The organism is Burkholderia cepacia ATCC 25416 (assembly GCF_001411495.1).
GTDB lineage: Bacteria > Pseudomonadota > Gammaproteobacteria > Burkholderiales > Burkholderiaceae > Burkholderia > Burkholderia cepacia.
Genome location: NZ_CP012982.1, coordinates 2,210,846 through 2,232,551, shown reverse-complemented (window position 1 = coordinate 2,232,551; position 21,706 = coordinate 2,210,846). Strand labels below are relative to the sequence as shown.

The window sequence follows — 21,706 nt, the reverse complement described above, 5'->3', positions numbered from 1 at the left end:
GCATGTGCCGCCGCCGATGACGCATTTGGGCAAGCAGGCGGCGCTTTTCCTCTGATGCGGCATTTTGTGGTCGCGTCTACTGAAGACGAAGCATCGGGGCCGCGAAGCACGCGCTTCGCGGCCCCTTTTCATTTCAGAGGACGCCATGCCCGCCGCCACCGCTCCCGCCTCCGCCGCCGCCCGGCTCGAACGCCTGCCGTTCTCCGGCTATCACAAGCGGATCTTCTTCATCATCGCGATCGCGTTCTTCTTCGACTCGGTCGACCTCGGCACGATGACGTTCGTGCTCGGCTCGATCCGCAAGGAATTCGGCCTGTCGACGGCGGCCGCCGGCCTCGTCGCGAGCGCGAGCTTCTTCGGGATGGTGCTCGGCGCGGCCGTCGCCGGCCTGCTCGCCGACCGCTTCGGCCGCCGGCCGGTATTCCAGTGGAGCATGGTCCTGTGGGGCGCGGCCTCCTACCTGTGCTCGACCGCGCAGAGCGTCGACGCGCTGATCGTCTACCGCGTGCTGCTCGGGATCGGGATGGGGATGGAATTCCCGGTCGCGCAAACATTGCTGTCCGAATTCGTGCCGACCGAGAAGCGCGGCCGCCTGATCGCGCTGATGGACGGCTTCTGGCCGCTCGGCTTCATCACGGCCGGCATCGTCGCGTATTTCGTGCTGCCGCAGTTCGGCTGGCGCACGGTGTTCGCGCTGCTCGCGATTCCCGCCGTGTTCGTGCTCGTCGTGCGCCGGATCGTGCCCGAATCGCCGCGCTGGCTCGAGCATGCGGGCCGGCACGCGGAAGCCGACACGGTGATGCACACGATCGAGGCGAAGGTGATGCGCTCGGCCGGCGTCACGACGCTGCCGCCGCCGTCGCGGCTTGCGGAACCGGTCGTGGCACGCGGCCACGGCGCGCTGCGCGAGATCTGGAGCGGCGTGTATCGTCGCCGCACGGTGATGGTGTGGCTGCTGTGGTTCTTCGCGCTGCTCGGCTTCTACGGCCTCACGTCGTGGCTCGGCGCGCTGCTGCAGCAGGCCGGCTTCGAGGTCACGAAATCGGTGTTCTACACGGTGCTGATCTCGCTCGGCGGCGTGCCGGGCTTCCTGTGCGCCGCGTGGCTCGTCGAACGCTGGGGGCGCAAGCCGACCTGCATCGCGTCGCTGATCGGCGGCGGTGCGATGGCATACGCATACGGCCAGAGCGCGCTGTACGGCGGCAGCACGACGCTGCTGATCGTCACCGGCCTCGCAATGCAGTTCTTCCTGTTCGGGATGTGGGCCGCGCTGTACACGTACACGCCCGAACTGTACGGCACCGGTGCGCGCGCCACGGGGTCGGGCTTCGCATCGGCGATCGGGCGCGTCGGCTCGCTGATCGGGCCTTATGTGGTCGGCGTCGTGCTGCCGGTGTTCGGCCAGGGCGGCGTGTTCACGCTCGGCGCGCTGTCGTTCGTCGCGGCGGCCATTGCAGTGTGGACGCTCGGCATCGAGACGAAGGGGCTCGCGCTGGAACAGCTCGCGGCAGGCGACGAAGCGGGCGGCGGCGGCCAGTATGCGGCAGCGGCCGACAAGATGTCCTGAGCGCCGCATCGACGACCCGGGCGTGCTTTCCGGCCGGCATGGCGTTCAGCGCCGTGCCGGCTGCTGCGTGAACTGACAGGATTCGCGCCTGGAGCGGCGCTGCTAGACTGCGTCGAGGCACCGTGTCGCGCGCCCCTGGTGCATCGCGGCGCGCGCGATCGGGGTGCCCCGCCCCGTTACTATCTTCCCGTCCCAATAATGGGGCTTTGGCCAGCCAGGCCCGGTATGATTCCCGCCCCCAGTCGCAGTCATGATCCGGGGGGTGTTGTCGCCGGGTCTGGTGGGTGGCTGGTGATCGCTGATAGGGGTTTGGCCGGAATATTCCGACGCCGTCCGTAACGTGGATGCCGAGACTTGCCACCGTTGTTGCAGGCCAATCCGTTCACTTTGCACAAACTGCGATGCAAGACACTCAACAGCATGACGCCGTCGATGTTTTCGTCGGCGTTGACGTCGGTAAGGGCCAGCATCACGCTGTTGCACTCGATCGAAATGGCAAGCGTCTGTACAACAAAGCGCTGCCCAACGATGAGGCCAAGCTGCGCGCCCTCATCGCCGAACTCAAGACTCATGGTCGACTCCTGTTCGTCGTCGATCAGCCTTCCACCATCGGAGCGCTGCCAGTGGCCGTCGCTCGCGCTGAAGGCGTGCTCGTCGCCTATCTGCCGGGACTGGCCATGCGCCGCATCGCCGATCTGCACGCAGGTGAAGCCAAGACCGATGCCCGCGATGCCGCGATCATTGCCGAAGCCGCCCGCTCGATGCCGCATACGCTGCGCTCGCTTCGATTGGCTGACGAGCAACTCGCCGAGCTCACCATGCTGTGCGGCTTCGACGATGATCTCGCCGCTCAGGTCACTCAAACCAGCAACCGCATTCGCGGCCTGCTTACCCAGATCCATCCAGCGCTCGAGCGCGTTCTCGGACCGCGCCTCGACCATCCGGCGGTGCTCGATCTGCTTGAGCGCTACCCGTCGCCCGCCGCGCTTGCCTCAACCAGCGAGAAGACGCTCGCCAACCGCCTGACTAAGCTCGCGCCGCGCATGGGCAAGAGCTTGGCGGCCGAGATCGTTCAGGCTCTGAGCGAACAAGCCGTGACCGTGCCCGGCACGCAAGCTGCCACCATCGTCATGCCTCGTTTGGCCCAGCAGCTTGCGGCCTTGCGTAAGCAGCGCGACGAGGTCGCTGCCGAAGTGGAACAGCTGGTGCTTGCTCACCCTCTTTGGCCGGTCCTGACCAGCATGCCGGGAGTCGGCGTCAGGACCGCTGCCAGACTCCTGACCGAAGTCGCCCATAAAGCCTTCGCCTCCGCCGCGCATCTGGCGGCCTACGCAGGCCTCGCGCCGGTCACCCGGCGCTCAGGATCGTCGATCCGTGGCGAGCACCCATCTAGACGGGGCAACAAGGTGCTCAAGCGCGCCTTGTTCCTATCCGCCTTCGCGGCCTTACGAGACCCAGTCTCACGGGCCTATTACTCCCGCAAGATCCAGCAGGGCAAGCGCCACAACCAAGCGCTCATCGCGCTGGCGCGGCGACGCTGCGACGTCCTGTTCGCCATGCTGCGTGACGGAACCATTTACCAACCCAAGTCAGCCCCTAACGCTTGACGAACAACATAGGGGCACCCTCCCCTTCACGACACCCCCGTGCAAACGCACTAGCCGATCAGGTGAATTTGCGCGATGCCCGTGCACGTTCGACCCGGTACGCTGGTTCTGCATCGGCGCTCATGCGCTGCCATCCGAACCGCAGAGGAGAAGCACGATGAAGCTGCATCAGACACCCGATCCGACGCGGCCCGAACCGCCTCCGGACAACCCGCCCGAACCGCCGCCCGGTACCGATCCGCCGGTTCCGCTGCCGCCCGACGTGCCGCGCCCGGACATGCCGCCGCGCGAGCCCGGCTACGACACGCCGATCGCCGGGTAATGGAGTAACGCGGGAGTAACGCGCGGCACGATCCGTGCTCGACGATCGGTCCACTCACCCTATCAATCGAAGGAGAACATCAATGAACAAAATCTCGCACCTTTCGACACTGCTCGCCGTCAGCGCGGCTTTCCTGCTCGGCGCCGCGCCGCTCACGAACGCGGTTGCGCAGGACGCATCCACCGACAACGGCATGAAGACCGAATCGAACCAGCCCGTCACCGACACATGGATCACGACCAAGGTGAAGGGCGAGCTGGCCGCCACCGACGGCCTGAAGAGCGTCGACATCAGCGTGAAGACCGTCGACGGCGTCGTCACGCTGACCGGCGTGCTGCCGACGAAGATCGCCGTGAAGAAAGCGATCGCCGTGTCGCGCGCGGTCAAGGGCGTGAAGCACGTCGACGCATCCGGCCTGAAGGCGAAGGCCTGACCTCCCGGCGCGGCACGCCGCCGCGCTTTTTATCCCTGCACGACAAGGAGCACACGATGAACGAGGACAAGATCAAGGGCCAGTGGAAGCAGCTCACCGGCAAGCTGAAGGCCAAGTGGGGCAAGCTGACCGACGACGATCTGGCCGTCGCGGACGGCAATCGCGAGTATCTCGCCGGGAAGATCCAGGAACGGTACGGGATCGCCCGCGACGCGGCCGAGAAGCAGTTGAAGGAATTCGACCGCGAGCTGTGACGCGACAGCACATTCATGCAACCGCCGCGGCGCCGACGGCGTCGCGGCCACCAGGACCTACGACATGGGCAAATACCTGATCGCCTGGCTGCTCGGCGTGCCGGTCGGGCTGCTGGTGCTGTTCTTTCTGATCACGCACGTATTCTGACGGCACGGGGCGCGGCATGGGCCGGCCGCTTTGCCGCTTTCCACTTTCCACTTTCCCCAACCACATCGATGACCGTGGCACCGCGTTCCGGCATTCGCCCGATCGCGCGTATTGCGTTGCATCGCGGGCCGCCGCCCAACGCAAATCGGGCAGGACGCCCTTGCGCCCTGCCCGATCGGCTCACTTCATCCGAAAGCGGCGTACCCCGCTTTCGCTTCCTTACTTCGCCGCGTTCGCCGTCATCTTGAAGATGCCCTGCGCGTTGCCCGCATCGAAACGCAGGTCGGTCACCCAGCGGCGCGCCGCCTGGTCGAACGTGCGCTTGCGCGTGATGAACTCGTAGAACGAGCCCGGCACGTTGCGCTTCACCGTGCCGCCGTCGCGCGTGCGGAACTCGCGCTCGACGGTGTCGGCACGATACGCGGTCTGGAACACGCGGCCCGAGCGCGAGCGCTCGACTTCCGGCTTCATCGGCCGGCCCTTCGCCTTCTCGTCGTCGGACAGCTTGAACACGTCGGCCACGCGATCGGTCGCATGGTTGAACGCATTGCCTTCGGTCGCGATCCACGCCATTTCCGCCGATTCCATCAGCAGCGTTTCGTAGTCGAGTTCGTTCGGCACATCGTGCTGGCGCGCGAACGCACCGACGATCTCCGGCAGCAGCGCGTGCGCGGCGTCGAGCGACAGCCAGCCTTCGCGCTCGACTTCCCACAGCAGCGCGACGGCCGCCGGCGACAGCGGATCGCGCGACGAGCTGACGACGTTCGTCACGGCCTGCTGGAATTCCTTCGAGAAACGTTCCGGATGCAGTTCGCTGACGAAGAACTGCGCGATTTCGTCCGGCGCGTCTTCATGCGCATACGCGCGGCCCGTCATGCCGAGCTTGTCGAGCGGGTAACGGCCGTTCAGGCGGAAGCCGAGCGGACGCAGGATGCGCGTGAACGCGGCCTCGCCCGGCGGCAGCGCGCCCGTGTGCGGCCAGCGCACCGTGCGCAGCGCACCGTGGTCGAAATAGACCGAGCCGCCGCTTTCGATCGCGTCGGCCGTGTACGCGCGGCCGTTCGCCGAACGCTCGAGCAGCCCTTCGAACAGCGCCATGTTCATCGCCTGCGCGATTTCCGCGCGCGTCACGACGCCGTCCTCCCATTCTTCGAGGATGGCCGGCATGTTCAGGGTCGAGAACAGGGCGTCGGTCTTCGCCTGTCCCAGCAGCTTCGTCAGCAAGCTCTCGATATTCGGATTGCGCATCAGGATTCTCGTCTCGGGGGACCGCCGGCAAACGTGCCGGCAACTCGTCGGCCGGCTGCCCAGCGGGCGCCTGACCTTGCGTGGGGAGCATTATTCAAAGGGTTGCAGCCGGGCGTAAAGCGAGATTAAATTGATACGTGATGAGTTTTTGGAATTATCAGCCGTTCCTCGGCCCCGCCTTCCGCCCGACGCCGCGCGGGCCTGACCGTCAGACGAATCGAACATCATGCGCAAATTCAAGATCCCCAACATGGGCGCGCTCGTGGCTTTCGAAGCCGCCGCCCGCCACGAGAGCTTCACGCACGCGGCCAAGGAGTTGTTCCTGACCGAAAGCGCGGTGTCTCGGCAGATCGCGACGCTGGAAGCCAGCCTCGGCGTGCGGCTGTTCGCACGCGTGAAGCAGCGCGTCGTGCTGACGCGCGCCGGCAAGCTCTACGGCACGCAGGTGCGCCGCGCGCTGGAGGCGCTCGACCGCGACACGCTGTCGATCATCGCGCACGGCAGCGGCGGCGGCTACCTGGAGCTGGCGGTGCTGCCGACCTTCGCGTCGCACTGGCTGATCCCGCGCATCAAGAGCTTCTACGACCGCACGCCCGACGTGCGCGTGAACATGGGCAGCCGCACCGACCTGTTCTCGTTCGAGGACACGCACTTCGAGGCCGCGATCCACTACGGCAAGCCGACCTGGCCCGGTACGTCGTCCGACTACCTGTTCGGCGAGGAAGTCGTGCCGATCTGCTCGCCCGCGCTGCTCGACCGGCCCGTCGAGCGCGTCGAGGATCTGCTCGCCTACCCGCTGCTGCACTCGACGACACGCCCCGGCGCGTGGGCGCAGTGGTTCGAGACACACGGCGTCGAGGACATCCGCACGATGCAGGGCGTGCGCTACGAGCTGCACACGATGCTGATCAGCGCGGCCGCGGCCGGGCTCGGCGTCGCGCTCGTGCCGAAATTCTTCGTCGAGGAACAGTTGCAGCAGCTCGGCCTGGTCGTGCCGTGCGACGCGGCGACGGTCGGCGATTCGGCGTACTACCTCGTGTATCCGACCGAGTTCAGCCACAGCAAGCCGCTGGAGCTGTTTCGCGGCTGGCTGCTCGAGCAGGCGAGCGCGTATGCGGCGCCGGAGCGCGTGGAGGAGGATGCCGATCTGGAGGATGACGAGGACGTCGAGTAACGCCGCGGTGGCGTCAGCGTGCGGCGGCGTTGCAGGCATGCCGCGCCGGCACGCTGGCCTTGACGACTTTCACCAGCCGCGCGCTATCGGGCGTTTCCAGCCCCGGGCACGCGGTATACAGATCGCGGATCACGAGCGTCGCGCGCCCGTCGAGCAGGCAAACGCCATGCGGCTGCGCGGCGGGCAGCCGCAGCCCGCGCCGCGCAACGTCCTGGTTCGTGAAAACGATCATGCCCGCACGTTGCGAGCGGTCGGGCAAGCGCATCGCCGACGCATCGTCGTCCTCGAACCACACGTCCGGCCCGATCGCTTCATCGTCGTAATCGACCGCGTAACGCCCCGACAGCGTGATCGTCCGGTCGACATGCACGGCATGGCATTCCGGCTCGGCATCGGCCAGGATCGGCTGCTCGCCCGCCGCGGCCGGGCCGCACGCCAGCAACAATACGGCGCACAACGTGCGGGCGCGGCCGGTCAGGTTCGATAAGTCAAGCGCTTGGCGGATCATGGGGAGCGAAAGGCGGGCCATCGTGACGACGACCCGCATTGTCGCGCAACGCCCGCGTGATGCGCGTGACGAGCGTCACATATGCCACTTCACCGTCGCGGTGAGCGTGCGCGGGTCGCCGGGCATGTTGTACAGGTCCGCATTGCCGTGCGCGGCAATGAAGTAGCGACGATCGAACAGGTTGTCGAGCGTGAGCGTCACGTCGACCTTCTTGCTGCGATAGCCGGCGCCGAGATTGAACGTGGTGAACGACGGCAGCGTGACGAGATCGCTCGCCGACGTATAACGCGCCGACTGGAACTGCATGCCGGCCGCCGCATAGAAGCCGTACGACAGCTCGCGCTTGATCCACAGGTTCGCGCTGTGGCGCGGCATCAGCCCGGGCGTGTTGCTCGCCACCGTGACGCCCGCTGCCGTCGATTGCGCCGAGCCGTCGACCGTCCCGTTCAGGTACGCGTAACCCGCATATACCGACCACTTCGGCGCGATCTCGCCGGTGAAGCCCAGCTCCATCCCGTGCACGTGCTGCGTGCCGATCGGCAGCGCGTAGCCGGGATTGTTCGGGTCGCCGATCTGCTGGTTGGTCTGGCGCATGTCGAACAGCGCGACGCTCGCCGTCGCCTTGCCGCCGAGGTCGAAGCGCGAGCCGACTTCATACGCGGTGGTCTTCTGCGGCGCGAGCGCGGCGCCGTTCGCGAACGCGCCGGCACTGATCAGCGTATCGGCGAGCGGCGAGAACGACTGGCTGAACGACCCGTACAGCGTCAGCCAGTCGAGCGGTTCGTAGATCAGGCCGACGCGCGGGCTCCACGCGTGATCGGTACGGTCGAGGTTGACGTTCGACGACGTGTAGTCGTGGCGGATCTGGTTCAGGTAGTCGAAACGCAGCCCCGCGAGCACCTTCCAGTGCTCGGTCAGCGAGATCAGGTCCTGCGCATAGACGCCCGCGAGCCCGATGACGGTCGACGCGTTCGTCTTCGCCCGCGCGCCGGTCGGCACGCCGGGCAGGATCACCTGCTGCGGATTGAACAGATCGTAGGTCGCGACCTTCGACACGCTGTAGATCGTGTCGAACTTCTGCTGCTGCGACAGCTCGAGCCCGTACAGCAGCTCGTGGCGCATGCCGAACAGCGAGGTCTTCTGCGTGAGCTCGAACAGGCCGTCGATGCCGTGGTCGGTGCGCTGGCGCGTCGACTGGTCGAGCGTCACGACCGGGTGCGCGGCAATCTTGATCGGCTCGTACGTCACGTAGTTCTTGCGTTCGAGCGAGAAGTCGTACGCGCGGATCGCGCCGTGAAACGACAGCGAATCGCTGAAGCGGTGATCGAGCGACACCGTCGCGCTCTTCGCGGAGATGTCGTTGTACGAGCTGTTCGCCGCGTCCGCCGAGCCGTAATACGTGTTGATCGGCACGTCGACCGGCCGGCCGCGATACGCGGGCAGGCCCTGGTCGGACGTGCGGCGGTCGTGCAGGTAGTCGAATTCGACGTTCAGCACCGTGTCGCGTTCGAGCTTGAACTGCGCGGACGGCGCGATCGCCTGGCGGTTGAGCTGGAACTGGTCGCGGAAACTGTTCGAGTTCTCGGCCGCGCCGGTCATGCGAAAACGCGCCGCATCGTTCGCGTTCCAGCCGAGGTCGAATTCGCCGCGCCGCTCGCCGCGCGTGCCGAGCGTCACGCCCACGTCGCGCACCGGGTTCGCTTCCGGCCGCTTCAGCACGCGATTCACGATGCCGCCCGCCGAGCCGCGCCCGTACAGCACGGCCGCCGGCCCCTTCAGCACCTCGACGCGATCGACGTTCGACAGGTCGCGGTAGTACAGCGCATCGTCGCGGATGCCGTCGACGTACTGGTCCGTGATGCTGTTGAAGCCGCGGATCGTGATCTGGTCGCGCTGCCCGTCGCCGACCGAAAAACCGATGCCCGGCACGTTGCGCAGCGCATCCTGCATCGACGTCGCGTTCTGGTCCTCGATCACTGCGTGCGGAACGACGTTCACCGTCTGCGGCACGTCCATCAGCGACATGTCGGTCTTGGTCGCCGCGCGCGAGTGGCCGCCGTCGTACGACGCATGCTCGGCAGCCGCATTGACGGAGATCGCGGGCAGCGTCGCCGCGGTGTCGCTCGCCTGCGCGAACGAGGTGCGTGCGCCGGCCAGCGACGTGGCGATCAGAAGCGCATGGCAGGCGCTCTTGTTGAGTTTCATCGTGAACGTAGGGGCTGAAGGAAAAACGGCGAACGAAAACGCATCCGGCCGACGCGCGCATCACGCGGCGAATCGACCGACGAAGCGTTCCGTGAAGGAGACGATGCGCGGGGGATCTCCCCGTCGCATCCGCCGGCCGACGCACAGCCGGCGCGGGTGGCTGCCGGCCGGCGGAACCGGCTCGAAACGAGCCGCGACGTTCTGTCGCGACTTGTAACGGAGCGAAATATTAAACGAGAATGATTCGTGTTTTTAGTAATTTTTCGACGTGTCGCCTGCCCGCAACGTGCATGCGCCCGGCGCTCCGTATTCCTGACGAATACCTTTCCGTTTCGAGCTTTTGTGCGGCCCGAGCGTAATTGAAACGAAAGAATTTCATCTCCCCCATCGGGCGATGAAGGGCCGGTGGCCAGGCGGGATTCGGGATTTGACGACGAAGAGACTGGAGAGGATCACGAAGCATCCGTCGAAGCAGACGGCATGCATTCGAAGTCCGGTGCGCGCCGGACCGGGCAACCCCGACCCGGCGCTCCGGGCAGCCGACCTCGCATCGGCAGTGCGGCGGATTTTCTTCTGTTCTTCACTCCGTGTGCTCTCAGGTTCACTTCATTTTTTTCTTCGCCGCGCCGAGCCATTATCCGCGCAATCCGGCCACAGGGAAACGTTTGCGGGTGCCTGTGGCGTCTTATACCAAGCATTCGGCAACAGTCTTTCCGGATGCTTTCAAGGCATGCGGCACGATTCGGCAAATCTTGCATTCATGCCGGCGTTCCTTTTTAATGGAACTGGTTCCATTCGCTGATTCGGCCATGTTTCCCCGTGACGCTTCGTCGTGCGCGCGTCATCATGCCGATTCAGGATCGAGGATCGCTCAGCTCAGGATTCGCATCGCCCGTCCTTCCCGGACACCCCGTCAAACGAGACCGTCATGCCCGATTCCGCTTCCCTGCAACAGCTGTTTCCCGCCTTTCAGGACATCCCCGCCGAGTACCGGCTCGCTTCGCCGATCCACCAGCGCGTGTCGCTCGTCGACGGCGAATTGCGCCCGTGGGACGGCGCGACCAAGACCGTGCTGTCGCCCGTGTGCGTGCGACAGGCGGACGGCAGCGTCGAGCAGGTCGAGATCGGCAGCTATCCCGTGATGGGCGAGCCGGAAAGCGACGCGGCGCTCGACGCCGCGGTGCGCGCGTACGACTCGGGCCGCGGCGAGTGGCCGACGATGAAGGTCGAGCAGCGCATCGCGTGCATGCAGGACTTCATCAAGCGGATGGTCGCGCAGCGCGAACTGGTGGTGAACCTGATCATGTGGGAGATCGGCAAGAGCCTCGCCGATTCGCAGAAGGAGTTCGACCGCACCGTCACGTACATGACGCAGACGATCGACGCGCTGAAGGAGCTCGACAACGCGAACTCGCGCTTCGTGATCGCGGAAGGCACGATCGGCCAGATCCGCCGCACGCCGCTCGGCGTCGTGCTGTGCATGGGCCCGTACAACTATCCGCTGAACGAGACGTTCGCGACGCTGATCCCCGCGCTGCTGATGGGCAACACCGTGGTGTTCAAGCCGCCGCAATACGGCACGCTGCTGTTCGAGCCGCTGCTCGAGGCGTTCCGCGACGCGTTCCCGAAGGGCGTGATCAACACGATCTACGCGCCGGGCGCGGTGGTCGTGCCGCACATGCTCGCGTCGGGCAAGATCAACGTGCTCGCGCTGATCGGCTCGAGCAAGGTGGCCGACCACCTGAAGAAGCAGCACCCGAAGTCGCACCGCCTGCGCGCGATCCTCGGCCTCGACGCGAAGAACGCGGCGATCGTGCTGCCCGACGCCGATCTCGACCTCACCGTGAAGGAGTGCCTGCTCGGCGCGCTGTCGTTCAACGGCCAGCGCTGCACCGCGCTGAAGATGCTGCTCGTGCACCGCTCGATCGTCGACGAATTCCTGAAGCGCTTCACCGCCGCGCTCGAGCAGCTGAAGATCGGCATGCCGTGGGAGAAGGGTGTCAGCATCACGCCGCTGCCCGGCATGCATCGCACGGCCTACATGACGGACGCGATCGACGACGCGAAGGCGAAGGGCGCACAGGTCGTCAACCATTCGGGCGGCGAGTTCAGCAAGACGCTGTTCTATCCGGCCGTCGTGTACCCGGTGTCGGAAGGGATGAAACTGTACCGCGAGGAACAGTTCGGGCCGATCATTCCGGTCGCGCCGTTCGACGACGTCGAGACCGCGCTCGACTACGTGACGACGTCGGATCACGGCCAGCAGGTCAGCATCTTCGGCTCCGATCCGGTGCAGATCGGCGCGCTCGTCGATCCGCTCGTGAACCAGGTGTGCCGCGTGAACCTCAACTGCCAGTGCCAGCGCGGGCCCGACGTGTTCCCGTTCGCGGGCCGCAAGGATTCGGCGGAAGGCACGCTGTCGGTGAGCGACGCGCTGCGCGCGTTCTCGATCCGCTCGATGGTCGCGGCAAAGCAGACCGACAGCAGCAAGCAGTTGCTCGATTCGATCGTGTCGGATCACACGTCGAAGTTCATCAACACGGGCTTCATTTTCTGAGTACGGCGGCCGCGCGGCACGGCTCGCTCACTCGCGAGCCGCTTGCGCCGGCCGTGCGCCCGCATGGCCGCCGCATGCACTACACGTTCGACACCAGCAGCCGAATCCCCGCCACGCCGAACACGACGGCGAGACACGCTTCCATCGCGCGCCGGCCGCGCACGTACAGCCGGCGCGCGCCGTTCATCGAGAACACGAGCGCATAACCGCCGAATACCAGGCACCCGATCACGAGGCAGCCCGGCACGACGGCGCCGTGCGACGCGCCCGCACCATTCGACGACAGCGCGACGATCGACACCCACACGAGGATCGCCTTCGGATTGGTCAGGTGCAGCATTGCGCCGCGTACGTAGAAACGCGACAGCCGTTGCTCGCCCGCTGCGTTCAGCGACGTCGCCGCGTTGCCCGACCATGCCGTGCGCCCCGACTTGAATGCCAGCCACATCAGGTACAACCCGCCGAAGATCTTGATCTCGACCAGCAGCTTCGACCACGCCAGCAGCGCGGCCGACACGCCGAGTGCCGCCACCGTCGCCCAGACCATCGACCCTGAAATCACGCCGAGCGCAAACGCGAGCGCCGCCTTGCGGCCCTGGTTCGCGGCGACCGACATGATCGCGAGATTGCTCGGCCCGGGGCTGGCCGTCCCGATGAAATAGGCCGTGTAGGCCAACAGCAGGTTGGCCGAGAAAAAAGCGTGGACGCTCATGTCGAACCTCGCAGGGATGATCAGCGCATTGTTGGCAAACGCGCGCCGTCTGCCCATGGACAATTGGCCGGCAATTCGCTGGGCCAGTTGGACAGGTCGTGCAGCCGGCTCGCCGTGGGCGAATCCGTCTCGGTTTTGAAACACCCGTCACATTCGCCGCCGGTTTTCGCCGGCCGCGGCGGCCATCCCGCAGCGCCGCCTCCGGCCGGCCGAACGCCTGACAGGCGCAGGCGGCAGGCGCGCGGCGGCCCGTTTCGTCGGCCCGCCATGGAACGCGCGACGCAATTTATCCCCGCGTTACGTTACATCCGTGAAGCATTTCGCTTCGCCGGACCGCCCCGCGCACCCGACATGCATCGCGCCGCGCAGGTAGATGGCCTCCTCGATCGCCGCCACGATCCAGTACCGGCGGGACTCGCCGCCCTGCATCGCACCGTCGCTCGACATTGCTCCACAATCGCCCCGCCGAGCTGGTACGGAACCTGCGTTCCATTCGGGCGAGACAGCCGCGCCGGTCATCGCGCGGACACAAACCCACCCTCGGGCGCGTCCAGCGGATACGCCCGAACGATTCGCGCAAGCAACGAGGCCCTTCATGGATGCGCTGCCCAATTCGTCCGACACGTCGTTCCAGCTCTTTCTCGCGAAACTGCTCGAACAGCCGTTGCCCGACTGGACCGAAAAACAGCAGATGGAACTCGAGATGGCGCGCTCGCTGTCGACCGAAATGGTCCACCTCGCCGAGGACATGCGCGGCCGCACGCCCGATCTCGCGCGCTGCCTCGTGCTGCTCCGCTACGCGAAGGTGCTCGACTTCATGCTGACGTCGCTCGCCGCGCATCGCGACATTCATCCGCAGACGCTGCGCACGCTGTTCCGCCTCGCGAACCTGAAAGTCGACGATGCGTATCCGGCCTGAGCCGGCACGACGCAGCGGCTGCCGCCGGCGGCAAGCACGGCCACGGCGGCCATTCCCGATCCGCGCGCATGCCCGATAATCTCGCCGCATGAGCATCAGGAACCGGACATCCCGGCTGGCCGGCGCGCTCGGCGTGTTCGTGAAACGCTACGGGCGCAAGGCTCAAAAGCATCTCGCCCCGAACGATCGCCGCTACGATCGCCGCTACGATCGCGACGTCGAGCGGGCGATGCGGCGCATGTCGCCCGCCGACCTGTCCGATCTGCTCGCCGGCGATGACGACACCGCGAACGACACCCGGGCCGGTTTCGCCGACGCGAGACGCACGCCGTGAACGCCGCCGACTTCGACCGGATCTGGCCGGCCATCTGCGACACCCCGGCCTGGTCCGTGACGAAAGGCCAGGGCAGCTTTCTCACGTTCGAATTCGGGCAGCCCGCGCTGCATGTCAGGGAGCCGCTCGCCGGCTCGCCCGGCCTGTCCGCGGCATCCCGGGACAGGCTCGCGTCGCGGCACGTGACGGTCGCCGGCAGCGGGCATCTGTGGATCTGCTACTGCCACTGGTCGATCGCGCTCGACGGCCTCGAACTCGCGCACAGCGAATCCCGCTCCGGCGACATCGCCGCCGCCGCGCAACGTCTCGACGGACAGATCCTGCAATCGGTCGCGCCGCACGCCCAGCCGGGTTCGTGGGCGTTCGACTTCGACCTCGGCGGCAAGCTGACGACCTGGCCATACGGCGACGACCCGGCCGACGAACAGTGGCATCTCTACGACCGGCGCTCGGGCAACGTGCTCACCGCCCGCGCGGACGGTACCTGGTCGTATGGCCCGGCGAACGCGCCGCCGGAAAGCGGATCGCCCGGTTCCGGATAGCCACCGCGCGCGCCGCCTCCTCTTCCGGCAGCACGCCGGGCTGATGCCGTGCATCAGCGTGACGAGCGGCCCCGCACCGCAAACGGAGGTACAATCGCGCGCCATGAACGCACTTCGCCGCTTCCTGCTCCGGCCAGGCGTCGCGCGACAGCTTCTGTGGGGGTTCCTCCTCGTGACGCTGCTGTCCCGCGCGCTGATGTCGGGCGCCGTGATGCTCGATCCGGACGGTCCGGATGCGGGCTCGGTGGTGCTGTGTTCGGGCCGCGGCCCGCTGATCGTCGACGTGGCCGCGCTGGCTGCCCGTTTCGATGCCGGCGCGCCGATCACGCCGGCCAACGATGCGCTCGCGCTCGCCGATGCGCTCAAGCATGACGCGCACGCCGACAACCCGGCTTCTGCCGGAGGCGGCGACAGCCTGTGCGCATTCGGCGCCGCGCTGTTCACGGCGCTCGCGTCGTTCGTGCTGCTGGTGCTGCTGTTTCCGGCCGCCGTACCGCGGCGCTTCCGGATTCACGTCGCCTCTCTTCCGTTCGTGCGATCGATCTTCGACGATCGCCCGCCTTCCCGCGCGCCTCCCCTGTTCTGCTGACGGTTCCGCCTCGCGGCCCGCGCACATCGATATGCACGGGCCTGCACGCCGTTCGTCTCATACGACCTGATTCAAGCGTTCATCCGCCTGCCCGCACCGCGCGGGCGACGCCGTCATGCGCACCGTCCGCGCATGGCGCCGCGCCGCCCGCTCCGTCGCTGCGTGCCGGCGGGCGCTACGCACGTTGACGTCCGCCGGCACGCGCCGGCGTGGCCGCTCAACGAACACGAGGAGCTGACACCATGTCGACCACCGTCGAGCGGGCCCTCTCGCCCGCCCATTCCGCCCACGCGGGTTACCGGACGCTCTGGCGCTGGCACTTCTATGCCGGCCTGTTCGTCATGCCTTTCCTGGTGATCCTCGCGATCACGGGCACGCTGTATTGCTTCCAGCCGCAGATCGAGCCGCTGCTGTATCCGCACCGGCTCGTCGTCGAGCCGCGTGCCACGCCGCGCCTCGATCCCGACGCGCTGCTCGCGCGCGCGCGCACCGCGATGCCGGCCGGCGCGACGCCGGTTTCCGTCCAGGTCTCGACCGCGCCGGACCGCAGCGCGGAATACGTGTTCCGGCTGCGCGACGGCAGCCGCGAGAGCGTGTACGTGAACCCGTACGACGGTAGCGTGCTCGGCACGCTGAGCGTCGAGAACCGCTTCATGCAGATCGACCGGATGCTGCATCGCAAGCTGCTGCTCGGCAAGACGGGCGAACTGCTGATGGAGCTCGCCGCGTGCTGGACCTTCGTGATGATCGGCACCGGTATCGCGCTGTGGTGGCCGCGCGGCACGGCGCGCGTCGGGCGCGCATTGCGGCCCGACCTGTTGCTGCGCGGCCGGCCGCTGTGGAAAAACCTCCACGCGACGGCCGGCATCTGGCTCGCGGCCGGCACGGTGGCGTTCATCCTGACGGGGCTACCGTGGTCGGGTTCGTGGGGCAAGAACTTCAAGGCGCTGGCCGCGACCGTGAACCTCGGCGCGCCGGACGGCGCATGGGGCGGCGCGTCGGTGCGCTCGACGCGCCCGGGTGCCGCTGCGGCGCTCGAGCGTGCGCCTGCGCAGGCCGCCGCGCCGTCCGGCCATCACCACGAATCCGGCGAGTCGATGCCGGGGATGGTGATGGACGACCTGCCCTTGCCGCAAACGCCCTGGGCGGTCGGCAACGTGCCCGTCCCGCATTCGCCGTCGGCGCCAACCCCGGCCCCGCTGCCGCTGGCCCGCGCGATCGCGATCGTCACGGGCCTCGGCCTGACGAGCGGCTACACGCTCGCGCTGCCGTCCGGCGCGGACGGCGTGTTCACCGCGTCGTACTTCCCCGACGACCCGCAGGCCGAGCGGACGATCTACCTCGACCAGTACAGCGGCGCCGTGTTGAAAGACATCCGCTACGACGACTACGGCGCGGTATCGCGCGCCGTGTCGTATGGCACGTCGCTGCACATGGGCCGCTACTTCGGGCTCGCGAACCAGATCGTCTGCGCTGTGTTGTCGCTCGGGCTGGCCGCGATGGCCGTCACGGGCACCGTGATGTGGTGGAAACGGCGCCCGGCCGGCAAGCTGGGCGCGCCGTCGCGCGAACGCGGCACGCCGCCGATGCGCGGCTGGATCGCGGGGCTCGTGCTGCTCGGCGTCGTCTTTCCGCTGATGGGGGCGACAATCGTCGCGGTCTGGTTGATCGATCGTCTGCTGTTCGGCCGTGCGGCACGCGCGGCAGCCTGATTCGTCGCGCGCCGGCGCACGCTGCGCGCCGACGCGGCAAGCCCGGGCCACGGCGTGGCTCGGGCTGTTCGCGCTCGTGCTCGCGCTCGTCGCGCCGCTGATCTCGCAACTGCGCGCAAGCGCATCCGAATCCGTTGGCGGCTTGCCGGCCGCGCCGATCTGCTCGGCAACCGGCAATACGCTCGTGACGCACGCGGAACCGCATGCACCCGCCGATGCGCACTTCGACCGCTGCGGTTATTGCGGCCTGCTCGCCGGCCATCTGCCGTTGCAGTACGCGGTGTTCCTGTCCGCCGCCCTGGCCGTGCGGCATGCGCCACCCGCGCCGCCGATCCCCGCCGGCCGCGCCCCGTCGAAGCGCTACGCGCTCGCCGCCCGCGGGCCGCCCTCCTCCCGCGCCTGACGCACCTCGCGACCGCGTCGCCGCACATCGCGCGGCGCCGTCCGCTTCGCCTGCCCGCCCTGCCGGTGTCCGATGCCGAGCCCGCGCGCGTGACCACGCGCGGCGGCCGGCGCCGCGCATGGCGCGCATCGTGTCCGTTCCATCATCGTCACCCAAACCATACGTACAACGACATGTTTCCCTTGACCCGTATTGCCGTCGCGCTGTCCGGCGCGATCTCCGTGCTCTCCGCGTCAGCCGCATGCGCACAAGGCGCCGCGCCGACCGACGCGCCGACCGCATCGACGCTGCCCGCGATCAACGTCAACGCGACTCGCGCGGCGGACTCGCTGACGTCGAAACCAACCGTCGACCTGAAGCGCACGCTCGACCAGACGGTCGGCTCGGTGGGCTTCGTCGATGCCGACAGCTACCAGAACACCTACGCCTTCACGCTGCGCGACGTGCTGAAGGATGTGCCCGGCGTGTTCGTCGAGAACCGCTACGGCCAGGAGTTGCGCCTGTCGATCCGCGGCTCGGGGATTGCCCGCTCGTATCACACGCGCGGCCTCGAGATCCTGCAGGACGGCATCCCGACCAACCTCGCGGACGGCAGCGGTGACTACTACCAGATCGATCCGCTCGCGCTGCAGGCGGTGCAGGTCTACAAGGGCGGCAACGGCCTCGCGTACGGCGCGTCGACCCTCGGCGGCGCGATCGACTTCGTCACGCCGACCGCCCACACCGCCGACGCGCCGAACATCGTGCGCGTGGAAGGCGGCAGCTACGGCACGGTGCGCACGAGCGCGCAGATCTCGCGCGTGATCGGCCCGCTCGACTTCCTCGCGAACTTCAGCGTCAATCATTCGGACGGTTATCGCGACCACTCGAAGGGGCAATACGAGCAGTTCAATGCGAACGTCGGCTACCGGTTCAGCCCGGCCGTCGAAACGCGCTTCTACGTCGGCGTGTACGTCGTCGACCAGCTGCTGCCGGGCACGCTGTCGCTGTCCGACGCGCTGAACAATCCGACCAGGGCAGCGCCGAACGCGATATCGGGTGATCAGGCGCGCAACACGCGCACCGAGCGGATCGCCAACCGCACGACGGTGAAGCTCGATTCGGGCGAACTGCAATTCGACACGTGGGCGATTCACAAGAGCCTCTATCACCCGATCTTCCAGGCGCTCGACCAGGACGGCTGGACCTACGGTTTCGCGCCGCGCTACACCGGCCGCCTGACGCTCGGCGGGATGCGCAACGACCTGATCGTCGGCGCGCGCTTCTTCGGCGGCCGCACGCAGGCGAACCAGTACGTGAACGTCAACGGCAACAAGGGCGCGCAGACGCTCGACTCGACGCAGACGGCGTTCAACTATGAAGCGTACGTCGAGAACCGGCTGTTCTTCATGCCGACCGTCGCGCTGATGACCGGCGTGAAGGCGCTGCATTCGGTGCGCGAGTACATCGACAACGGCGGGCTGCCGCGCGACCCGAACTACCGGTCGACGAACGCGAGCTACAGCGGTGTCAATCCGAAGCTCGGGCTGCTGTGGCAGCCGGACGCGAACACCCAGGCCTACGTCGACATCACGCGCAGCCAGGACGTGCCCGACTTCACCGACCTCACGCAGACCTTCTCGAACACGACGCGCTTCACGCCGCTCGCGGCGCAGCACGCATGGACGATCGAGTTCGGCACGCGCGGCTCGCGCGAGCGCGTGAGCTGGGACGTGACCGCCTATCGCTCGCTCGTGCGCGACCAGTTGCTGCAGTACACGACGAACCCGGACGTGCCGGCGGCGACGTTCAATGCGAACAGGACGGTGCTGCAGGGGATCGAGGCCGGTGCGTCGGTCGAACTGTTGCGCAACGTCACCGGCCGCGGCGCGGGCGACAAGGTCACGCTGTCCGGCATCTGGAACCTGAACGACTTCCGCTTCAAGAACGACCCGCAGTACGGCAACAACCGGATCGCGGGCGTGCCGCTGAACGTGCTGCGCGCGACGCTGGGGTACGCGCGCCCGAGCGGCTTCCACATCGCGGCCACGCTCGACTGGGTGCCGTCGGGCGCGTGGGCCGACGATGCGAACACGTTGCGCGTGCCGAGCTACGCGCTGCTCGGGCTGCAGGCCGGCTACGACTTCCGCAACGGACTGTCGCTGTTCGTCGACGCGCGCAACCTGACCAACAAGCGCTACGTCAGCGACATCAGCACCGTCGCGGATGCGCGCACCGCGAACACCGCGATTTTCTATCCGGGCGAAGGACGCAGCGTGTTCGCCGGCATGCGGTACGCGTTCTGATGCGCCGCCTGCGGCATGGCTCGTTACACAGATTCAAAGGAAACCGAAACATGAAGTTCAGTTCGATGCTGCCCGCCGCCTTGCTCGCGGCCTTCGCGCCGGCCGGGCAGGCCCAGGAAAGCAACGCCGCGAACGCCGGCGCCACGCTTGCGCCGATTCGCGTCAACGCACAGAAGGCAACGCCGCTCACGCAACCGCTCGATACCGGCAGCCGTCTCGGCCTGTCGTCGCTCGAAACGCCCGCGAGCGTCGAACAGATCGATCGCAAGACGCTCGACACGCGCGGCGACAGTTCGATCATCGACGCCGTGAGCCGCGCCGCCGGCATCAGCGCATCGCCGCATCCCGGCAACGGCGGCTCGGAGCTCGGCGCGCGCGGCTTCGTCGGCGCGTCGTCGGTCACGCAGCTCTATGACGGCGTGCGCCCGTACGGCGCGATCGGCGTCACCTTTCCGTTCGATACGTGGTCGGTCGACCATATCGACGTGCTGCGCGGCCCGGCTTCGGTGATCTACGGCGAAGGGGCGATCGGCGGTGTCGTCAACATCGTCCCGAAGAAGCCGACGCGCGGCCCGATCCGCAACGAGCTGCAGGCGGGCGGCGGCACCGAGGGCACGGCGCGGGTCGCGTTCGGCAGCGGCGGCGCGATCAACGAGAAGCTGTCGTACCGCTTCGACATCAGCGGCAACCGTTCGTCGAACTGGGTGGACCGCGGCAACTCCCGCAACCTGTCGATCTCCGGTGCGCTGCGCTACGACGTGACGTCCGACCTGTACGTGACGGCGTCATATGCGCAGGGCTTCCAGCATCCGATGCAGTATTTCGGCGTGCCGCTCGTCAACGGCGCGCGCGATCGCGCGCTCGACAAGAAGAACTACAACGTCGGCGACAGCGACATCGCGTTCCGTGACAGCTGGGCGACGGTATCGGCGAACTGGCAGCCGAGCGACAGCCTGAACGTGACGACCACGCTGTACCGGATGAAGAGCAACCGTCACTGGAAGGATGCGGAGTACTACACGTACCTGCCGTCGACCGCGCAGGTCCGGCGCAGCAGCTACACGGAAATCTTCCACGACCAGGAGCAGTACGGGAACGTGACGGCGGCCACCGTGACCACCGCGCTGCTCGGCATGCGCAACACGTTCTCGACGGGTGTCGAGTTCAATCACACGACGTTCCAGCACGACAACAACGCGCCCTATTCGGGCACGTCGACGGTCGACCCGTTCAGCTTCGATCCGGGCAGCTTCATCAACACGGCCGGCACCTATCCGAAGTACCGCAGCCAGGCGAACCAGTACGCGCTGTTCGCCGAGAACCGGCTGGCAATCACGCCGCGCTGGTCGGTGATCGGCGGGCTGCGCTACGACCACGCGAGCGTGAATCGCGACGATCTCGTGAACGGCGGCGCGTTCACGAAGGTGTTCGCGAACACGGGCTGGCGCATCGGCACCGTGTACGACGTGCAGCCCGGCCTCGCCGTGTACGGCCAGTATTCGGTCGCGGCCGACCCGATCAGCTCGCTGCTGTCGCTGAATGCGTCGAAGGCGAACTTCACGCTCGCGACCGGCCGGCAGATCGAAATCGGCGTGAAGCAGTCGTTCCTGGACGGCAAGGCGGAATGGACGCTCGCGGCATACCGGATCGTCAAGAGCAATCTGCTGACGGCCGATCCGCTGAACCCAAACCAGTCGATCCAGGTCGGCCGGCAGTCGTCGCGCGGGCTCGAGGCGACGGTCGGCGCGGAGATCGCGAAGGACTGGCGCGTCGACGCGAACGTGTCGATCCTGCGCGCGAAATACGACGACTTCCAGCAAACGTCCGGCGGCGCGACGGTCTCGCGCGCGGGCAACGTGCCGGTGTCGGTGCCGCAGCGGCTCGCGAACCTGTGGGTGAGCTGGCGCTTCGCGCCGGACTGGACGGGCATCGCGGGCGTCAAGTACGTCGGAAAGCGCTTCGCCGATACCGCGAACCAGCTCGTGATGCCGTCGTACACCACGGTCGACCTCGGCCTCGCGTGGAAGCCGCGCAAGGACACGACGATCACGGCGCGCGCGTACAACGTGTTCAATCGCCGCTTCGTGCAGTCCGCGTACTACAACGAGACGCAGTACCTGCTCGGCAACGACCGGCGGCTCGAAGTGCTGGCGAACTACCGGTTCTGACGCGGCGCGCGTGCCGCCG

General features: G+C 67.3%; 20 protein-coding genes. 15 read left to right on the top strand and 5 right to left on the bottom strand.

The features are described 5' to 3' along the window. Nucleotides 1–145 precede the first annotated feature (145 nt). From APZ15_RS27300 to APZ15_RS27285, 5 genes are all read left to right on the top strand, one after another. Nucleotides 146–1,567 carry an MFS transporter gene (locus tag APZ15_RS27300; RefSeq protein ID WP_027789764.1) on the top strand — a complete coding sequence of 474 codons (1,422 nt, stop codon included), beginning with the start codon at nt 146–148 and terminating at the stop codon, nt 1,565–1,567. A gap of 401 nt (nt 1,568–1,968) precedes the next feature. Then, a complete protein-coding gene (locus APZ15_RS27295) occupies nt 1,969–3,174 on the top strand; it encodes an IS110-like element ISBma3 family transposase (RefSeq protein ID WP_027788961.1) in 1,206 nt (401 codons plus the stop codon). 157 nt (nt 3,175–3,331) lie between these two features. Next, on the top strand, nt 3,332–3,496 hold the full coding sequence (locus APZ15_RS41850) for a hypothetical protein (RefSeq protein WP_021162615.1): 165 nt from the start codon (nt 3,332–3,334) through the stop codon (nt 3,494–3,496). Between the two features lie 82 nt (nt 3,497–3,578). Continuing rightward, nucleotides 3,579–3,929 (top strand): BON domain-containing protein, encoded by a 351-nt coding sequence (locus APZ15_RS27290; protein WP_027789765.1) that lies wholly within the window; start codon nt 3,579–3,581, stop codon nt 3,927–3,929. Nucleotides 3,930–3,985: 56 nt separating this feature from the next. Continuing rightward, a complete protein-coding gene (locus tag APZ15_RS27285; protein WP_021162617.1) occupies nt 3,986–4,183 on the top strand; it encodes a CsbD family protein in 198 nt (65 codons plus the stop codon). A gap of 367 nt (nt 4,184–4,550) precedes the next feature. Here APZ15_RS27285 and APZ15_RS27280 read toward each other — a convergent pair whose 3' ends face one another. Next, a complete protein-coding gene (locus tag APZ15_RS27280; protein WP_027789766.1) occupies nt 4,551–5,579 on the bottom strand; it encodes a DUF1338 domain-containing protein in 1,029 nt (342 codons plus the stop codon). 226 nt (nt 5,580–5,805) lie between these two features. On the opposite strand from APZ15_RS27280, the gene APZ15_RS27275 reads away from it, so the two are divergent. Beyond that, on the top strand, nt 5,806–6,753 hold the full coding sequence (locus APZ15_RS27275; protein ID WP_027789767.1) for a LysR family transcriptional regulator: 948 nt from the start codon (nt 5,806–5,808) through the stop codon (nt 6,751–6,753). A 13-nt stretch (nt 6,754–6,766) separates the two neighbouring features. On the opposite strand, the gene APZ15_RS27270 is transcribed toward APZ15_RS27275, so the two are convergent. Both APZ15_RS27270 and APZ15_RS27265 read right to left on the bottom strand, forming a co-directional pair. Beyond that, a complete protein-coding gene (locus APZ15_RS27270; RefSeq protein WP_226153321.1) occupies nt 6,767–7,300 on the bottom strand; it encodes a hypothetical protein in 534 nt (177 codons plus the stop codon). Between the two features lie 36 nt (nt 7,301–7,336). After that, complete coding sequence (locus APZ15_RS27265) at nt 7,337–9,466, bottom strand: TonB-dependent receptor (RefSeq protein ID WP_027789769.1); 2,130 nt, start codon at nt 9,464–9,466, stop codon at nt 7,337–7,339. A 928-nt stretch (nt 9,467–10,394) separates the two neighbouring features. Here APZ15_RS27265 and APZ15_RS27260 point away from each other — a divergent pair. Further along, entirely contained in the window at nt 10,395–12,023 is a 1,629-nt protein-coding gene (locus APZ15_RS27260) for an NADP-dependent glyceraldehyde-3-phosphate dehydrogenase (protein ID WP_027789770.1), read from the top strand. Between the two features lie 79 nt (nt 12,024–12,102). On the opposite strand, the gene APZ15_RS27255 is transcribed toward APZ15_RS27260, so the two are convergent. Next, nucleotides 12,103–12,735, bottom strand: coding sequence for a LysE family translocator (locus tag APZ15_RS27255; RefSeq protein WP_027789771.1), 633 nt, complete (start codon nt 12,733–12,735; stop codon nt 12,103–12,105). A gap of 297 nt (nt 12,736–13,032) precedes the next feature. After that, a complete protein-coding gene (locus tag APZ15_RS41845; RefSeq protein WP_166741951.1) occupies nt 13,033–13,182 on the bottom strand; it encodes a hypothetical protein in 150 nt (49 codons plus the stop codon). 148 nt (nt 13,183–13,330) lie between these two features. Between APZ15_RS41845 and APZ15_RS27250 the strand changes: the two genes are divergently transcribed. From APZ15_RS27250 to APZ15_RS27215, 8 genes are all read left to right on the top strand, one after another. After that, nucleotides 13,331–13,654, top strand: coding sequence for a hypothetical protein (locus APZ15_RS27250; RefSeq protein ID WP_021162626.1), 324 nt, complete (start codon nt 13,331–13,333; stop codon nt 13,652–13,654). An 88-nt stretch (nt 13,655–13,742) separates the two neighbouring features. Next, a complete protein-coding gene (locus tag APZ15_RS27245; RefSeq protein ID WP_027789772.1) occupies nt 13,743–13,988 on the top strand; it encodes a hypothetical protein in 246 nt (81 codons plus the stop codon). Beyond that, nucleotides 13,985–14,530, top strand: a complete 546-nt coding sequence (locus tag APZ15_RS27240) for a hypothetical protein (RefSeq protein ID WP_027789773.1) — start codon at nt 13,985–13,987, stop codon at nt 14,528–14,530. Before APZ15_RS27245 ends, APZ15_RS27240 begins: the two co-directional genes overlap by 4 nt. 103 nt (nt 14,531–14,633) lie before the next feature. Then, nucleotides 14,634–15,119: a hypothetical protein gene (locus tag APZ15_RS27235; protein ID WP_027789774.1), complete on the top strand. Its 486-nt coding sequence runs from the start codon at nt 14,634–14,636 to the stop codon at nt 15,117–15,119. A gap of 242 nt (nt 15,120–15,361) precedes the next feature. After that, entirely contained in the window at nt 15,362–16,831 is a 1,470-nt protein-coding gene (locus tag APZ15_RS27230) for a PepSY-associated TM helix domain-containing protein (RefSeq protein ID WP_027789775.1), read from the top strand. Then, the gene (locus APZ15_RS27225) at nt 16,809–17,234 is read left to right on the top strand and encodes a DUF2946 family protein (protein ID WP_049097080.1); all 426 of its coding nucleotides are present in this window, start codon (nt 16,809–16,811) and stop codon (nt 17,232–17,234) included. The genes APZ15_RS27230 and APZ15_RS27225 overlap by 23 nt, the downstream gene beginning before the upstream one ends. A gap of 173 nt (nt 17,235–17,407) precedes the next feature. Further along, complete coding sequence (locus APZ15_RS27220; protein ID WP_027789776.1) at nt 17,408–19,519, top strand: TonB-dependent receptor family protein; 2,112 nt, start codon at nt 17,408–17,410, stop codon at nt 19,517–19,519. Between the two features lie 50 nt (nt 19,520–19,569). Further along, nucleotides 19,570–21,687 carry a TonB-dependent receptor gene (locus APZ15_RS27215; RefSeq protein WP_027789777.1) on the top strand — a complete coding sequence of 706 codons (2,118 nt, stop codon included), beginning with the start codon at nt 19,570–19,572 and terminating at the stop codon, nt 21,685–21,687. Nucleotides 21,688–21,706 lie beyond the last annotated feature (19 nt).

What these genes read in the sequence shown, in the direction of transcription:
- APZ15_RS27265 (WP_027789769.1), bottom strand. Translation starts at nt 9,466, where the DNA reads ATGAAACTCAACAAGAGCGCCTGCCATGCGCTTCTGATCGCCACGTCG.
- APZ15_RS27270 (WP_226153321.1), bottom strand. Translation starts at nt 7,300, where the DNA reads ATGCGGGTCGTCGTCACGATGGCCCGCCTTTCGCTCCCCATGATCCGC.
- APZ15_RS41845 (WP_166741951.1), bottom strand. Translation starts at nt 13,182, where the DNA reads ATGTCGAGCGACGGTGCGATGCAGGGCGGCGAGTCCCGCCGGTACTGG.
- APZ15_RS27290 (WP_027789765.1), top strand. Translation starts at nt 3,579, where the DNA reads ATGAACAAAATCTCGCACCTTTCGACACTGCTCGCCGTCAGCGCGGCT.
- APZ15_RS27215 (WP_027789777.1), top strand. Translation starts at nt 19,570, where the DNA reads ATGAAGTTCAGTTCGATGCTGCCCGCCGCCTTGCTCGCGGCCTTCGCG.
- APZ15_RS27245 (WP_027789772.1), top strand. Translation starts at nt 13,743, where the DNA reads ATGAGCATCAGGAACCGGACATCCCGGCTGGCCGGCGCGCTCGGCGTG.
- APZ15_RS27300 (WP_027789764.1), top strand. Translation starts at nt 146, where the DNA reads ATGCCCGCCGCCACCGCTCCCGCCTCCGCCGCCGCCCGGCTCGAACGC.
- APZ15_RS27220 (WP_027789776.1), top strand. Translation starts at nt 17,408, where the DNA reads ATGTTTCCCTTGACCCGTATTGCCGTCGCGCTGTCCGGCGCGATCTCC.
- APZ15_RS27250 (WP_021162626.1), top strand. Translation starts at nt 13,331, where the DNA reads ATGGATGCGCTGCCCAATTCGTCCGACACGTCGTTCCAGCTCTTTCTC.
- APZ15_RS27255 (WP_027789771.1), bottom strand. Translation starts at nt 12,735, where the DNA reads ATGAGCGTCCACGCTTTTTTCTCGGCCAACCTGCTGTTGGCCTACACG.
- APZ15_RS27275 (WP_027789767.1), top strand. Translation starts at nt 5,806, where the DNA reads ATGCGCAAATTCAAGATCCCCAACATGGGCGCGCTCGTGGCTTTCGAA.
- APZ15_RS27235 (WP_027789774.1), top strand. Translation starts at nt 14,634, where the DNA reads ATGAACGCACTTCGCCGCTTCCTGCTCCGGCCAGGCGTCGCGCGACAG.
- APZ15_RS27260 (WP_027789770.1), top strand. Translation starts at nt 10,395, where the DNA reads ATGCCCGATTCCGCTTCCCTGCAACAGCTGTTTCCCGCCTTTCAGGAC.
- APZ15_RS27285 (WP_021162617.1), top strand. Translation starts at nt 3,986, where the DNA reads ATGAACGAGGACAAGATCAAGGGCCAGTGGAAGCAGCTCACCGGCAAG.
- APZ15_RS27230 (WP_027789775.1), top strand. Translation starts at nt 15,362, where the DNA reads ATGTCGACCACCGTCGAGCGGGCCCTCTCGCCCGCCCATTCCGCCCAC.
- APZ15_RS41850 (WP_021162615.1), top strand. Translation starts at nt 3,332, where the DNA reads ATGAAGCTGCATCAGACACCCGATCCGACGCGGCCCGAACCGCCTCCG.
- APZ15_RS27295 (WP_027788961.1), top strand. Translation starts at nt 1,969, where the DNA reads ATGCAAGACACTCAACAGCATGACGCCGTCGATGTTTTCGTCGGCGTT.
- APZ15_RS27280 (WP_027789766.1), bottom strand. Translation starts at nt 5,579, where the DNA reads ATGCGCAATCCGAATATCGAGAGCTTGCTGACGAAGCTGCTGGGACAG.